General features: G+C 67.8%; 11 protein-coding genes. 2 read left to right on the top strand and 9 right to left on the bottom strand.

The features are described 5' to 3' along the window. Positions 1-8 precede the first annotated feature (8 nt). Both EJ903_RS17635 and EJ903_RS17630 read left to right on the top strand, forming a co-directional pair. Complete coding sequence (locus EJ903_RS17635; RefSeq protein WP_126617873.1) at positions 9-710, top strand: Crp/Fnr family transcriptional regulator; 702 nt, start codon at positions 9-11, stop codon at positions 708-710. Positions 711-769: 59 nt separating this feature from the next. Continuing rightward, positions 770-1669 carry an SHOCT domain-containing protein gene (locus EJ903_RS17630; RefSeq protein WP_158627951.1) on the top strand — a complete coding sequence of 300 codons (900 nt, stop codon included), beginning with the start codon at positions 770-772 and terminating at the stop codon, positions 1667-1669. Between the two features lie 169 nt (positions 1670-1838). On the opposite strand, the gene EJ903_RS17625 is transcribed toward EJ903_RS17630, so the two are convergent. From EJ903_RS17625 to iolE, 9 genes are all read right to left on the bottom strand, one after another. Then, on the bottom strand, positions 1839-3869 hold the full coding sequence (locus EJ903_RS17625; RefSeq protein WP_126617869.1) for a methyl-accepting chemotaxis protein: 2031 nt from the start codon (positions 3867-3869) through the stop codon (positions 1839-1841). Between the two features lie 159 nt (positions 3870-4028). Further along, positions 4029-5036: an inositol 2-dehydrogenase gene (gene iolG / locus EJ903_RS17620; protein ID WP_126617867.1), complete on the bottom strand. Its 1008-nt coding sequence runs from the start codon at positions 5034-5036 to the stop codon at positions 4029-4031. A 72-nt stretch (positions 5037-5108) separates the two neighbouring features. After that, a complete protein-coding gene (locus EJ903_RS17615) occupies positions 5109-6251 on the bottom strand; it encodes a Gfo/Idh/MocA family protein (RefSeq protein ID WP_126617865.1) in 1143 nt (380 codons plus the stop codon). A gap of 31 nt (positions 6252-6282) precedes the next feature. Then, positions 6283-7305, bottom strand: coding sequence for an ABC transporter permease (locus tag EJ903_RS17610; protein WP_126617863.1), 1023 nt, complete (start codon positions 7303-7305; stop codon positions 6283-6285). 16 nt (positions 7306-7321) lie between these two features. Continuing rightward, positions 7322-8911: a sugar ABC transporter ATP-binding protein gene (locus EJ903_RS28040; protein WP_126617861.1), complete on the bottom strand. Its 1590-nt coding sequence runs from the start codon at positions 8909-8911 to the stop codon at positions 7322-7324. A gap of 104 nt (positions 8912-9015) precedes the next feature. Further along, entirely contained in the window at positions 9016-9972 is a 957-nt protein-coding gene (locus EJ903_RS17600; RefSeq protein ID WP_126617859.1) for a substrate-binding domain-containing protein, read from the bottom strand. A gap of 179 nt (positions 9973-10151) precedes the next feature. Then, the gene (locus tag EJ903_RS17595) at positions 10152-11543 is read right to left on the bottom strand and encodes an esterase-like activity of phytase family protein (RefSeq protein ID WP_126617857.1); all 1392 of its coding nucleotides are present in this window, start codon (positions 11541-11543) and stop codon (positions 10152-10154) included. A gap of 119 nt (positions 11544-11662) precedes the next feature. Continuing rightward, positions 11663-13168: a CoA-acylating methylmalonate-semialdehyde dehydrogenase gene (locus EJ903_RS17590; protein WP_126617855.1), complete on the bottom strand. Its 1506-nt coding sequence runs from the start codon at positions 13166-13168 to the stop codon at positions 11663-11665. A gap of 105 nt (positions 13169-13273) precedes the next feature. Next, a complete protein-coding gene (gene iolE, locus EJ903_RS17585) occupies positions 13274-14164 on the bottom strand; it encodes a myo-inosose-2 dehydratase (RefSeq protein WP_126617853.1) in 891 nt (296 codons plus the stop codon). Positions 14165-14185 lie beyond the last annotated feature (21 nt).

The raw sequence follows: 14185 nt of genomic DNA, 5'->3' as shown, positions 1-14185 counted from the left end.
ATGACGGCGTGAAGAAAACCGACATCGGCGCGGCGTGGCAGGGCTTGGCCAACTGCAAGGGTTGCGGCATCCGCGACAGCGCCCTGTTCGCCGACCTGACCGAAAGCGATTTCAACCTCATTCATCTTCCGATCGACACCCACATGGTGGCCCCAGGGGAGGCGCTCTATCACGTCGGCGACGCGCCCGAGGCGCTCTACACCGTGCGCAGCGGCTTGGTGAAGCTGGTCCAATATCTGCCCAACGGCGCGCAACGCATCGTCCGCCTGCTGCGGGCCGGGGACACGGCGGGGCTGGAGGCGGCGTTGGGCGAGCCGTACCGGCACAGCGCCATCGCCGTGCACCCGGTGCTGACCTGCCGGATCCCGCGCGCCGTCATTCAACGCCTGTCCACCGAAACCCAGCATCTGCACCAGCAACTGTTGCGCCGTTGGCATCAGGCCGTCGAACGGGCCGACGCCTTTCTGGTGGAGTTGGGGACTGGCAGCGCGCGGGCGCGGGTGGCGCGCCTGTTCCTGATCCTGATGGATGAACAGGACGAGTGCGAGCTGTTCAGCCGCGAGGATGTCGGGGCCATCCTGGGCATCACCACCGAAACCGCCAGCCGCATGGTGGCGGAGCTGAAGCGTCAGGGCGTGCTGACCGAGTTGCGGTTCAACCGCTTCCGATGCGACCGTGTGGCCCTGCGGGCGTTGGCCGAGGACTCTTGACCAGGGGGCGTTATCCGGCCCCAATAGAGCCATGTTCGGCGCTTGTGGGGAGGATGGTCATGTTCCGTTCGGTGCTGGGAGTCACGCTGTTGCTGGGGTTGGCCGGAACCGGTGCCGTTGGGGCGGTGGCCGCCACGCTGGCCGATGAGGTGAAGGTGGACAGCGCCCACAACGGCACGATCCGCCTGGGTCGGGTGACGCTGCCGCTGCCTGCCGGCGACTGGGTGGTCACGGCGGTGGACGAGTACAAGAACAAGCAGAATTCGCTGCTGGCTCAGGTCGAACTGGCGTCCTTCGTCGATGGCAAGACCCTGGCGGGCTACATCATCGTCAATCTGAACCAGGACATCAGCGGGTCGGGCTGGGAGGTGAACAAATTTTGCAGCCGGACCGACGTCTATTACCTGATGCGGGGGCCGGATGTGCCGAATGATCAAACCTGCTGGGGCGTCAACCACTATGTGTTTGAAAAGACCAGCACCTACAAGCCGGTGCAGGGCACGAACATCCAGGCCGCCGTCGCCCGCCGGGGCCAGACGATGCCGGGGACGCTCATCACCTCCCTGTTCCGCTTTGCCAACCGGAACAATTTCCTGACCTATCAGGTCTTCACCAACCCGACCTTGGCCGGTTTCACCGACGAGAGCGGCAAATGGGCCGACAGCTCCTGGCACCGGGATCTGGTCATCAACGATCCCAAGAAGATCGCCTTCCTGGAGCAGACCAAAACGCAATCCGCCGCGCTGTTCGACAAGATGAAGGACGGCGCGATCTACAAGGACCGTGCGGGCAACACCCCAGCCAGCCCATCCGCCGCCGCCGCACCGGTGACGGAAACCCCGCCCGACATGCCGACCATCGAACAGCGTCTGGTCCGGCTGAAAGACCTGTTCGACCGGAACCTCATCACCCAGGCGGAGTATGAGGCCAAGCGGAAGCAGATTCTCGACGAGTTGTGAGACGGGCGCGCGCCGGGCGCTGTGGGCGTCTGGCGCGTTTCTGCCGTGGTGTCCGCGTGCGGCGTTCCGTGTGCCAATGCCAGGGCAATGCACTCAGATTGACGCGCTGAGCGACGCACACCCGCGCCATGGGATCGGGCCTGCAAACATTGGGTCGGGGCACAAAGGATCAGGCGGCCTTTACCCCGGTCAGAAAACCTTCCACCTCGCGGCGCAGGCGTTGGCTTTCCTGACTCAACCCATCGGCTTCACGCCCAACCAGGGCGGCGGCGTTGCCGCTGTCGCGGGCGGCTCCGGTCACGCGGTCGATGCGGCGGGTGACGTCGGCGGTTCCGTCAGACAGGGCGTCGGCGTTGTGGGCGATGCGGCGGGTTGCGGTTCCCTGCTGTTCGATGGCCGCCGCGATGGCGGCGGAGATGCGCGACACGTCGCGGATGACCGCGCCGATCCCTTCGATGGCGGCCACCGCCGACCGGCTGGCGGTTTGGATGCTGGCGACCTGTTGCACGATGTCGTCGGTGGCGCGCCCGGTCTGTTCGGCCAGCGATTTGACCTCCCCCGCGACAACGGCGAAGCCTTTGCCCGCCTCCCCGGCGCGGGCCGCCTCGATGGTGGCGTTCAAGGCCAGCAGGTTGGTTTGCTTGGTGATCGCGGTGATGAGCGCCGTCACCTCGTCGATCCGCCCGATGGAGTGGGCCAGATCGGCGATCAGGGCGATGGAGTGATCGGTTTCCGCCACGGCGCGATCCGTCACCGCCGTTGCCTGTTCCACCTGCCGGGCAATCTCGCCGATGGACAGGGTCAGTTCCCCCGCCGAGGCCGCCACGCTGCGGACGTTGCCACTGGCCTGGGCGAAGGCATCGGCCACCGCGTCGCTTTCCCGGCTGGTGGTGGCCGACGCGGCGGACAGGCTGGCCGACGCCTGCTGCATCCGCGCGGCGGAGTCGTCCAGCGCGGCGACCACGCCGGTGATCTGGCCTTCGAAGCCATGCATCAGCGCTTCCAGCCGGGCGACCCGCTCGGCCCGCGCCGCCTCGTCGATCCGGCTCTGTTCGGCGCGCTGGGCGCTGTCGATGGCCGCGCGCTTGAACACGTCCACCGCGTCGGCCATCGCGCCGACCTCATCCCGACGGCCCACACCGGGGATGACGATGTCGGTGTCGCCCGCCGCCAAGCGCCGCATCGCGTCGGTCATGCGCATGACCGGGCGCGCCACGGCCCGCGCGACCAGCACCGTCAGCAGCCCGCCCAACGCCACCCCGGCCAGCGAGACGAGCAGAATGACGCTCTGGGTGGTGGAAATCAGCTCCTGCGTGTCGGCGGCGACGGCGCGCTCCTCCCGCAACCCCTCCTCGCGCAGGCTGGCGGCGTCGGCGACCATGGCCTGACCCGCCGCCTTTTCCGCCGCCTCCATCGCGCCCAACTGCGCCTCGATCTCCACCGCGCGCTTGAAGGCGTTGTGGTAGGCGCGGGCGAGCGTGCGGATTTGCCGGACCGGGCCGTAATAATCGCGCCCCTTGGTCTTTTCGACCAGCGCGTCGAGCGTGGCGATCAGGTCGCCAAAGCGGCGTTCGGCGGCGGCGGTGGATTCGGCCTTGCCCAGATCGACCCAGCTCAGGGTCCGGGTGGTGTTGAGCCACGCCAGCAACAGCCGTTCGGTGCCATCCCCGGCCAAACGCTGAATCTCGGGATCGCCGTCCTTGGCGGCGGCCTGCCGGATCTCCTGAAAACGCTCCAGCATCATCGCGCCGGAGGGATCCAGCACCTCGCGGATCATCCGCACCTGCTCGCGCTTGCCCTCCGTCAGCTCCGACAGGGCCTTGCCATAGGCGTCGAGATGGCCTTGCACGCCGTCGCCGTTGGGAAAACCGGCGTCGGTCAACCGCTGGCGCAGGGCCACGGCGGCGGCCTGGGCGGCGTTGGCCACCGGCTCCGCCCCGGTCAACACGAACTCCCGCGCCAACCGCCGCAGGTCGAGCACCCCCCGGTCGATCTCCTGCGCCAGCGTCACCCCGTTCACCCGCTCGGCAAAGGCCGACACCTGCCCGTCGATGCGGGCCAGCACGGCGACGCTGCCGCCCGACAAACCGGCCAGAATGGTCAACAAGCTGACGGCGCTGACCGCCATCTTGGTGCGGATGGTCAGGTGGGCGAACGCGCCCACCGTCCCGCGCGGCGACGCGCTGGCGGGGTGTGACATGGGACGATGCTCCCGGCGGTGGTTGGGGTGGGCGGCTGATGATGGCGCGCGCGCCGTCTCCCGACCCGCGCACCCGGACGAACACCGGGACAGGCGGGCCACGCCGCAGGGGAGGGGGCCGGTTGCCTGTGTCGCAGGCAACCGGCGGGCAACAACCGTTTACGAAACGCCGACGTCGGCGACGCGGACCACAGCGCCGGTGCGCAGCGACAGCAGGGCGGCTTCGGCCAGACGCTGGGCCTCGCGGCCTTCCTGGAAGCTGGACAGCGGGGTGGTGCCGTTTTCGACGCAATCGACGAAATGGTCGATCTCGGCCAGATAGGCGTCCTGGTAGCGTTCGATGAAGAAATCCAGGACCGGATCCATCGCCCCGGTGCGCGCCGACCCCCAGGCTTCCACCGTGGTGGCGCGGCGGTTCTGCGCCTGCAACATGCCGGTGGCGCCGAAGGCCTCGATGCGCTGATCGTAACCGTAGACGCTGCGGCGGCTGTTGTTGATGTGGACCAGCGCGCCGGAGGCGGCGCGCAGCACCAGCATGGCGGCGTCGATGTCGCCTTCCGCCCCGATGGCGGGGTCGATCAGGTTGGCCCCCATCGCCTGGACTTCCACGATGTCACCGGCCAGATAGCGGGCCATGTCGAAATCATGGATGGTCATGTCGCGGAACAGCCCGCCCGACTTCTTGACGTAGCTCGCGGGCGGCGGCGAGGGGTCGCGGCTGGTGATGATGACCTGTTCCAGTCGCCCGATCTCCCCGGCCTGGATGCGGTCGCGCACCGCCTTGAAGGACGGATCGAAGCGGCGGTTGAAACCGATCATCACCAGCGGGTTGAGCGGCGCGATCTCCGCCCAGCAGGCTTCCACCCGGCCCATGTCGAGGTCGATCGGCTTTTCGCACAGCACCGGCTTGCCCGCCTTGGCCGCCAGCGCGATCAGATCGACGTGGGTGTCGGTGGAGGAGGCGACGAACACCGCGTCCACCGCCGGGTTGGCCAGCGCCTCGTCCACCGTGGCGGCCACCGCGCAACCAACGGCGGCGGCGGTTTCCTGCGCGGCGGCGGCGGCCACGTCATAAACGACCGTCACGTCGGCGCGCGGGTGCGCCTTGATGTTGCGGGCGTGCATGCGGCCGATGCGGCCACAGCCGATGACGGCGAAACGAACCATGGGAAACACTCCTGAGGGGTAAAGGCGTCGATGAACCAAGGACGATGACAAGGTGACAGGAAAGCGGGCCGGTCAGACGCTGTCCACCGCGATCCACCGCCGTTCGCGGGCGGAGACGTGGATGGCTTCGGCGATCTGTTCGATGGCGCAGGCGTCGCGGAAATCGGGGTAGGCGGCGGCCTTGCGCCCGGCCTTGTGCGCGCCAATCGCCTCGACCAGCCCCTTGACCTCGATGGTCTTGAGGTCGCCAAAGCCGATCTGGTGGCCGGGGGCGGGGCAGAAGGCGGCGTAATCGCCATGCTCCGGTCCGGCTTCGATGGTGCGGAAGCCCTGACGCCCGCGCGGCCCGCCGGTGGTGTAGAGCTTCAGCTCGTTGAAGCGTTCCTGGGTGAAGGCGATCGACCCCTTGGTGCCGACCAGCTCGAAGGCCAACTGCATCTTGCGGCCCTGCGCGATCCAACTGGCCGTCACCGTGCCGGTGGCACCGTTGGCGAACTCAAGCAACGCGTGGGCCTGATCGTCCACCGCCACCGCGCGGGTTTCGGCGGAACCGGGCGCGACCGGGCGGCGGTCGTGGACGGTGTGCAGATGCCCCGACACCGCCGTGACGTCGCCAACCAGATGGCGGGCGAGCGAGAGGATGTGGCTGCCGATGTCGGCCAGCGCACCGCCCGCGTTGTCGGCCTCGCATCGCCAGGTGAAGGGGTGGGCGGGGTCGGCCATGAAATCTTCGGCGTGGATGCCGCGAAAGCCGGTGATCGCCCCGATCTCCCCGCTCTCCACGATCTCGCGGGCCAGCGCGATCATCGGGTTTTTCAGATAGTTGAAGCCAACCAACGTCACCACGCCGCGCGCGTCGGCCGCCGCCGCCATGGCGCGGGCGTCGGCCAGTGTGGTCGCCAGCGGCTTTTCGCAATAGACATGCTTGCCCGCCTCGATCGCCGCCAGCGCGATGGGGGCGTGCAGGCGGTTGGGCGTGGTGATCGCCACCACATCCACCGCCGGATCGGCGACCAACGCCCGCCAATCCCCGGTGTGGCGCTGGAACCCCAAGGCGCGCGCCGCCTGGGCCGCCGTCGCCTCGTCCCGCTCCGACAACAGGTCGAGCACGGGGGTCAGGGGCAGGTCATACAGGCCGCCGACGGCGCGGAAGGCCTGGGCGTGGGCGCGCCCCATGAAACCGCTGCCCACCAACCCGACATTCAGGCTGTTCATGATGAATGGCTTTCCATGGACCTGGAAGGGATCAGCGCTTGCCGCGCCGCATCTTGGCGTAGGTGTCGAAGGCCACGGCCAGCACGATGATGACGCCCATGACGATCTGCTGGAAATAGGGCGAGACGTTCATCATCACCAACCCGTTCAGCAGAACGCCGATCAGCAGCGCCCCGATCATGGTCCCGCCGATGCCGCCCATGCCGCCGAACAGGCTGGTCCCGCCGATGACGACCGACGCGATGATGCGCAGCTCGTAGGAGGTTCCGGCGATGGCCTCCGCCGATCCCAAGCGGGCCGACAGCAGGAACCCGGCCAGACCGGCGAGGAACCCGACGATGACATAGACCGACACCAGCACGCGCGGCACGTTGATGCCGGTCAGGCGGGCGGCCTCCGGGTTGCCGCCGACGGCGTAGATCTGGCGGCCATAGCGGGTGTAGCGCAGCACGACATAGCCCGCCGCCGCGACGACGAACAGCACCAGCACCGGCACCGGGATGCCCAGCACGTCGCCCCGGCCCCACCAGCGGTACCCGGCGTCAAACCCGGCGATGGGCGCGCCGTCGTTCATCAGCAGCGTGGCCCCGCGCCAGATGGTCATCCCGCCCAGCGTGACGATGAAGGGGGGAACGTTGAACAGCGTGATCGTCTTGCCGTGGATGTAGCCGGTCAGCGTGCCGATGGCGCAGGAGATGATGAGCGCCACCAGGAAGCCCATGCCGAAAAAGGCCCCGGCCCCGACGTTGGTGACAACCCAGGCCCCGGCCAGCGCGCCAAAGGCCAGGACGGACCCGACGGCCAGATCGACGCCGCCGGTCAGGATGACGCAGGTCATGCCGACCGCGACGATGCCGTAGATCGACACCTCGGTCAGGATGTTGGTGACGTTGCGCACCGACAGGAAATTCGGGCTGCTGATGCCGAAGGCGATGCACAGGACGATCAGGAACAGCAGGACCCCGTATTTTTCCAGGAACTGGACGATGTCGAAGCCGCGCGGCTTTTTCGGCGGCTGGGTCGCCAGCGGAGAGGTGGTTGCGGCGGTGGTCATGGTCTTGTCCTTCATGTCAGTGCGCCGCGTGCACGTGCGCGGCGGCACCCGAGCCGGGCAGGCTGGAACCGGCCAGGGAACTGGCGGGGCCACCCAGCGCCATCAGGCTCATCAATTCTTCTTCGGTGGCGTCCTCGGCGGGCAGGCTGCCGGTGATGCGGCCCTCGCGGAAGGTGATGATGCGGTCGCTGACCGCCATCACCTCGGGCAGTTCGGACGAGATGACGATCACCGCCACCCCGGCCTTGGCCATTTCGAACAGCACCTGATGCACCTCCGCCTTGGCCCCGATGTCGATGCCGCGCGTGGGTTCGTCCACGATCAGCACCTTGGGGTGCAGCGCCATGCAGCGGGCCAGCAGAACCTTTTGCTGGTTGCCGCCCGACAGGGTGCCGATGGCGACCTCGTCGTTGGCCATGCGGATGCCGAGCTTGCGGGTGTAATCGGCGATCAGCGCCCGTTCGCCCGCCTCATCGACGAAGAACTTCCATTTCGACAGCCGTTTCAGGCTGGGCAGCGACATGTTGTGACGGATGGAGTGGGGCAGGAAGCACCCCTGTTGCTTGCGATCCTCCGGCACCAGGGCGATGCCCGCCGCGATGGCGTCGCTGGGGCTGCGGATGGTGGCGGTCTGCCCATCGACCAGGACGACGCCGCTGTCGCAGCCGTCGGCCCCGAAGATGACGCGCGCCAGCTCAGTCCGACCGGCCCCGACCAGACCGGCGAAGCCGACGATTTCGCCCGCCCGCACCTGCACCGACAGGTCGGACAGCACGCAGGCGTGCGGATCGGTGGCGCTGCCCGCGCGCGACACGCCGCGCACCTCCAGCATCACCCGGTCCCCGGCGAAACGGTCGCGGCGGCGCTGGAACTCCACGTCGCGGCCCACCATCAGGCGGACCATGTCCTGCACCGTCGATCCGGCCACCGGGCGGGTGTCGACGTAACGGCCATCGCGGAACACGGTGAAGCGGTCGCACACCGCCGTCACCTCGATCAGGCGGTGGGTGACGTAGATGATGCTGATGCCCTTGGCGCGCAGGCCGTGGATGATCTCGTGGAGCTTGTCGACCTCCTTGCCGCTCAACGCCGCCGTCGGTTCATCCATGATGATGAGCCGGGCGTTCATCGTCAGCGCCTTGGAGATTTCGACCATCTGCTGTTCGGCCACGCTCAACACGCGCACCGGCATCCGGGGATCGAGGTCGAGGCCGAGATCGTCGATGACCTTCTGGGCGTCGCGGTACATCCGCCGCCAGTCGATCAGGCCGTTGCGGCGCAGCGGTTCGCGGCCCAGATACATGTTCTCGGCGATGGTCATCGCCGGGAGCAGGTTGAATTCCTGGTAAATCGTGACGATGCCCAGCCGTTGCCGCGCCAGCGGCGTGTCGGCGGGGTCGAGCGGCTGCCCGTTGAACAGCATGCTGCCGCCGTCGCTGGGCTGCGCCCCGGCCAGGATTTTCAGAAAGGTGGATTTGCCGGCCCCGTTCTCGCCGAGCAGGGCGTGAACCTCGCCCTCCTCGATGTCGAGCCGGACACCGTCGAGCGCGACGACGCCAGGAAAGACCTTCTTGATGTCCGCCGCCTTAAGGATCGTCTGACCCATCACCGGCCTCCCAAGCTGGATGTGTGGAACGGCGCGGGGACACGGGCCGACGGGGTGCGTCCGTCCGTGTCCCGCCCGTTCAGGCTTGCGTCAGGGGACGAGGGTTACTTGACCTCGCCGATGCGGTCGGCCTTGTCCAGATTGTCCTTGTTGATGAGGGTCGGCTCCAGGGCCAGGCTCTTCAGCTCCGTCCCCTTGCGGATGTGATCGACCAGCGTGTTCAGCGCCGTGCGGATCTGGGTGCTCGGGCTTTGTTCCACCGTGGCGGCCATTTCACCGGCGCGGATCTTGCCCAGCGTTTCCGGCAGGGCGTCAAAGCCGATGACGACGGTCTTGGACTTGCCGCCGCTGGTGGAGCGGACGGCCTCCAGCGCGCCCAGCGCCATGTCGTCGTTGGAGGCGACGATCACGTCCGGCGGGTTGCTGGCGTTGGCGGTCAGGATGCCTTCGGTGACGGTCAGGCCCTCGGCGCGCTTCCAGTTGGCGGTCTGGTCGGCGATCAACTGGTACTTGGACCCGGCCGCCGCGATGCCGTCGCGGAAGCCCTTGGCGCGGTCGATGGCGGAGCTGCTGCCCGGCTGGCCGCTGAGATGGACGATGCGCGCACCGTTGGGGAAGTTCTTGGCGACCCAGTTGGCCAGCGTGCGGCCACCGGCGACGTTGTCGGCCCCGACATGGGCCACCGGCTTGGACGTGCCTTCCACGCGGCGGTCCACGGTGACGACCGGGATCTTCTCGGCCAGCAGATCGTCGATGGCCGGGGCCAGCGCCTTGGCGTCGTTCGGGGCGACGATGACGCCCTTGGCCCCCTGCACCACCGCGTTGGCCAGATCGGCCGACTGCTTGGGCGAATTGCTCTGCGCGTCCACCACGGTCAGGTTGACGTCCAGCACCTTGGCTTCGGCCTGAAGGGCGCGGTTCATCGCGATGACGAAGGGTTCGGACAGGTTTTGGAAGCTGACGACGATCTTCTCGCCCGCCGCCAGGGCGGAGAAGGAGGTCAGCGCCGTCGTGGCGGTCAGAACGGCACCGAACGCGAGGGCGAGAGTGTTCTTGGACATGCATTCCTCCGGTTTGGATTTGTTAACGCGATGGGCGTGTTGTCAGACCTTGTGGCCTGATCGGTTCGGCTCCGGGACCGGGATGGTCCGTGGCCTTTTTGGGGAGAACCACCCCGCCCGTGTGGCTGTTGGGAGCGGCGACGGGCGGGGGGTGAAACGGGGGCCTCGGCAACGGGCGCTTATTTGGCGCGCAGCAGCTCCGTCACCTTCAGCAGGGCGATTTCGTTGTCGTCGGCCTTGCCGATGGTCCGGCCGGACGAGTAGGGCAGGTTGTTGTCGTTGACGACGGCGATGTGGTCGGCGTCCACCACGGTCAAGCCCTCCGCCCCCAGATGGGGCATCGAGAAGCGATCGCCGGAGCCACCGATCCGGGCCTTGCGGTCGGGGTCGCGGATCGCCAGCAGATCGACATAGCCGACCTTGCGGACATAGCCGTCGGCGTCGGCCCCCTTGATGTCGATCTTGTAGACCCGCTTGAACTTGGCCGGGATGTTGAAGCAATCGGCCTTGACCTCGCCCTTGCAGGCCTGGTCGATGTCGCCTTCGCTGGAGTCGTCGCGCTCGATCACCACCGCCGTGCCGTCATCCACCATCGACATGTCGGCGAGCGCGTAATCCTTGTCCTCCAGCGCGTATTTCCAGGATTTGCCGGTGTAGGCCCCCTTTGTCACGTCGAATTCCAGGATGCGGACGAAGGCCTTGCCGTCCGGGCCGGTTTCCAGCCCCTTCGTTTCAGCGTTCCACAGGGCGTTTTCCAAGGCGACATACAGCGTCTTGCCGTCGGGCGAGGCGGTCAGCGCCTCAAACCCACGGGAGCGGCGCACCTCGAACGGGGCGACGGCGGGCAGGTTGGGCAGCGACATGCGGTAATGGTCGGGGGAGCGCAGCGGCTTGCCGTTCAGCACCGTTTCGTGGAAGGCGACGACCTTGCCGGTCTTGTCCACCTCCAGCAGATAGGGGCCGAACTCGTCGCCGATGAACAGGCGGTCGCCGACCAGAACCATCGATTCCGGATCGATGTCCGAACCGGTCAGATAGCGCTTCTCGCTGTTCTCGTTGACGATGGCGAAGGGGATTTTCTTGTCGGGATCGTGCAGGAACAGGGTGCTGACCCAGGCGGCCTTGCCGGTGGCCCAATCGGCCTTGACCTTGTGCACCATCAGCAGCACGTCGGGCGAGCTGGCCTTGGAGCCGAAACCGTTGTCGGTCAGGGTCAGGAACTCCCCACCGCCCAGCGGCAGGATGGCGGAAAAGCCCTGCACCGCCTGACCGGCCAGCGGCAGGCCAACGCCCGACCCGCGCGGGGCCTTGGCGTCGGAGACATAGGACAGGGTGGGGATGGCCCCCAGCGTGTCGACGCGCTTGCGGTCCGGCCCGGCGAATTTGCCGGAGGTGGCGAACAGCGGCCCGGCGTCCGGCGGCGGCTGGATCAGCGTCATCGCCGGAACGGCGGCGTGACCGGCCAGGGTCGAGGGAAACAACACGGGGTCGCCCGCCAGGGCGGCAACCGACAGAACCGGCAGCAGAGCCAGCGCCGCCACACCGTTTCGGACCATTCTGCGCATCGACATTGGTTGTTTCCCCCTGATTGTGCTTTGTTTTTTGGCTTCTTGTCTGGAATGGCGGCGGGTGGGGATGGACCACCCGCCGCCAGCTCCCTCCGCTGGTCAGCCTTTCCCCATAGCCGGCCTTACCCCATGGTCGGCATGACGAAATCGGCCCCGGCGCGGATGCCGGTTGGCCAGCGGGTGGTGATGGTCTTCAGCCGGGTGTAGAAACGCACCCCTTCCGGCCCGTGCATGTGGTGATCGCCGAACAGCGAGCGTTTCCAGCCGCCGAAGCTGTGGAAGGCCATCGGCACCGGGATCGGCACGTTGATGCCGACCATGCCCACCTCGATCTCCGCGCCAAAGGCACGGGCGGTGTCGCCGTCGCGGGTGAAAATCGCCGTGCCGTTGCCGAACTCGTGCGCGTTGATGAGGTTGACCGCCGTCCGGTAATCCGGCACGCGGACCACCGCCAGCACCGGGCCGAAGATCTCCTCCTTGTAGATGCGCATGTCGGGCGTCACCCGGTCGAACAGCGTGCCGCCGAGGAAATAGCCGTCGCCAGCGCTGGGATCGGTCAGCGTCACCGACCGGCCATCGACCACCAGTTCCGCCCCTTCGGCGACGCCAAGGTCGATGTAGCCGCGCACCTTGTCGCGATGGGCGGCGGTGACGAGCGGCCCCATGTCGGCGCTGGGATCGGTGCCGGGGCCGACGCGCAAGGCGCGCACCCGTTCCGTCAGCTTGGCGACCAGCGCGTCGGCGATGGCGTCCGTCACCGGTACGGCCACGGAAATCGCCATGCAGCGTTCGCCCGCCGAGCCGTAGGCGGCCCCCATCAGCGCGTCCACCGCCTGGTCCAGGTCGGCGTCGGGCATGATGATCATGTGGTTCTTGGCACCGCCCAGCGCCTGCACCCGTTTGCCGTGGGCGGCCCCGGTGGCGTAGATGTATTGGGCGATGGGGGTGGAGCCGACGAAGCTCACCGCCTTGACGTCCGGGTGGGTCAACAGGGCGTCCACCGCGACCTTGTCGCCATGGACGACGTTGAACACGCCGTCGGGCAGGCCCGCTTGCTTCAGCAGATCGGCCAGGAACAGCGCGGCGCTGGGGACCCGTTCCGACGGCTTCAGGATGAAGCAGTTGCCGCACGCGATGGCCACCGGGAACATCCACATCGGGACCATGGCGGGGAAGTTGAACGGGGTGATCCCGGCAACCACGCCCAGCGGCTGGCGCAGCGAGTGGCTGTCCACGCGGGTGCCGACATTCTCCGCAATTTCGCCCTTCAGCAGGTGCGGGCCGCCGCAGGCGAACTCCACCACCTCCAGACCGCGCGTGACCTCGCCCAGCGCGTCGGAATGCACCTTGCCGTGTTCGGCGGTGATCAGGCTGGCCAGCCGGTCGGCGTTGGCCTCCAGCAACTGTTTGAAATTGAACATGACGCGCGCGCGGCGCAGCGGCGTGGCGGTCGACCAGGCCGGGAAGGCGGCGCGGGCGGCGGCGATGGCGCGCTCAACCTCCGCCGTCGTGGCCAGCGGCACGCGGGCGCTGATCTGGCCGGTGGCCGGGTTGAAGACATCGCCGGTGCGTCCGCTGGTGCCGTCCACCCGCGCGCCGTCGATGAAATGCTGAACAATCTGGGTCATGGAGAGGGCGATCTTTCAAGAGAGGCGGCCACAATGGCGGCGGCAGCGCCCTGGCCCGCACCGGTGCGCGCGGCTGGGCGCACCGGCGGGCCGGAGGAGCGTGGCTTACAGGCCGAGTTCGGCGACCAGCGCGCTGAGATGCGCGCGGCCCTTGGTGACGTAGGTCAGCGGGTGGGCCTTGGCGGGATCCTGTTCGGCTTCGATGACCAGCCATTGCCCGGCGTAAGCCTTGGCCTTCAGCGCCGCCAGCACCGCCGGGAAATCGACGCAGCCGTCGCCCGGAACCGTGAACACGCCGTTGACCACGGCGTCGAGGAAGCTGCTGTCGCTGGCCTTGGCCGTCGCCAGCACCTCGGCGCGCACGTCCTTGCAATGGACATGGTTGATGCGGTGGCCCCAGGCGGCAATGACGTCCAGCGGCTTGCCGCCCGCGAAGGTCAAATGGCCGGTGTCGAGCAGGATGCCGACGCTGTCGCCGGTCGCATCGGCAAAGCGGTTGATCTCGTCGGGCGTCTCAACCACCGTGCCCATGTGGTAGTGATAGGCCAACGGCGTGCCCTGTTCGCGCAGGTAATCGCCGAATTCGGTCATCTTGCGGCCGAACTCCGCCCATTGCCCGGCGTCGATGGTCGGACGCTTGGACAGCGGCGTGCCGCGTTCGCCATGGACGCAGCCGGTGGTTTCCGCCACGACCATGACCGAACAGTTGAACGCCTTCAGCAGGCGCAGATGGGGCTGAACCGCCTCGATCTCCTCGGCGACGCTGCGCTCCAGCAGACCGGCGCTGTACCAGCCCGACACCAGCGACAGGCCATGACGGTCCAGGATCGGGCGCAGGGCGTCGGGATCGCGCGGGAATTTGTGGCCCAGCTCGAACCCGTCGAAACCGGCCTGACGGCCTTCGGCGAGGCAAACCTCCAGCGGGGTGTCGCCACCCAGCTCCTGCATGTCGTCGTTGCTCCAGGCGATCGGGTTGACGCCAAGACGAACGGTCATAATCGGGTGCTCCCAGACGAA

This window comes from Azospirillum griseum (assembly GCF_003966125.1).
In the GTDB taxonomy this organism is placed as follows: Bacteria; Pseudomonadota; Alphaproteobacteria; order Azospirillales; family Azospirillaceae; genus Azospirillum; species Azospirillum griseum.
The sequence above is the reverse complement of the archived record's forward strand: the minus strand, read 5'-3'. Positions and strand labels throughout refer to the sequence as shown.

Bases quoted from the DNA above. Each gene is read 5' to 3' on its own strand.
- EJ903_RS17595 (WP_126617857.1), bottom strand. From the start codon at position 11,543: ATGTCGATGCGCAGAATGGTCCGAAACGGTGTGGCGGCGCTGGCTCTG.
- EJ903_RS17625 (WP_126617869.1), bottom strand. From the start codon at position 3,869: ATGTCACACCCCGCCAGCGCGTCGCCGCGCGGGACGGTGGGCGCGTTC.
- EJ903_RS17590 (WP_126617855.1), bottom strand. From the start codon at position 13,168: ATGACCCAGATTGTTCAGCATTTCATCGACGGCGCGCGGGTGGACGGC.
- EJ903_RS17600 (WP_126617859.1), bottom strand. From the start codon at position 9,972: ATGTCCAAGAACACTCTCGCCCTCGCGTTCGGTGCCGTTCTGACCGCC.
- EJ903_RS28040 (WP_126617861.1), bottom strand. From the start codon at position 8,911: ATGGGTCAGACGATCCTTAAGGCGGCGGACATCAAGAAGGTCTTTCCT.
- EJ903_RS17615 (WP_126617865.1), bottom strand. From the start codon at position 6,251: ATGAACAGCCTGAATGTCGGGTTGGTGGGCAGCGGTTTCATGGGGCGC.
- EJ903_RS17630 (WP_158627951.1), top strand. From the start codon at position 770: ATGTTCCGTTCGGTGCTGGGAGTCACGCTGTTGCTGGGGTTGGCCGGA.
- iolG (WP_126617867.1), bottom strand. From the start codon at position 5,036: ATGGTTCGTTTCGCCGTCATCGGCTGTGGCCGCATCGGCCGCATGCAC.
- iolE (WP_126617853.1), bottom strand. From the start codon at position 14,164: ATGACCGTTCGTCTTGGCGTCAACCCGATCGCCTGGAGCAACGACGAC.
- EJ903_RS17610 (WP_126617863.1), bottom strand. From the start codon at position 7,305: ATGACCACCGCCGCAACCACCTCTCCGCTGGCGACCCAGCCGCCGAAA.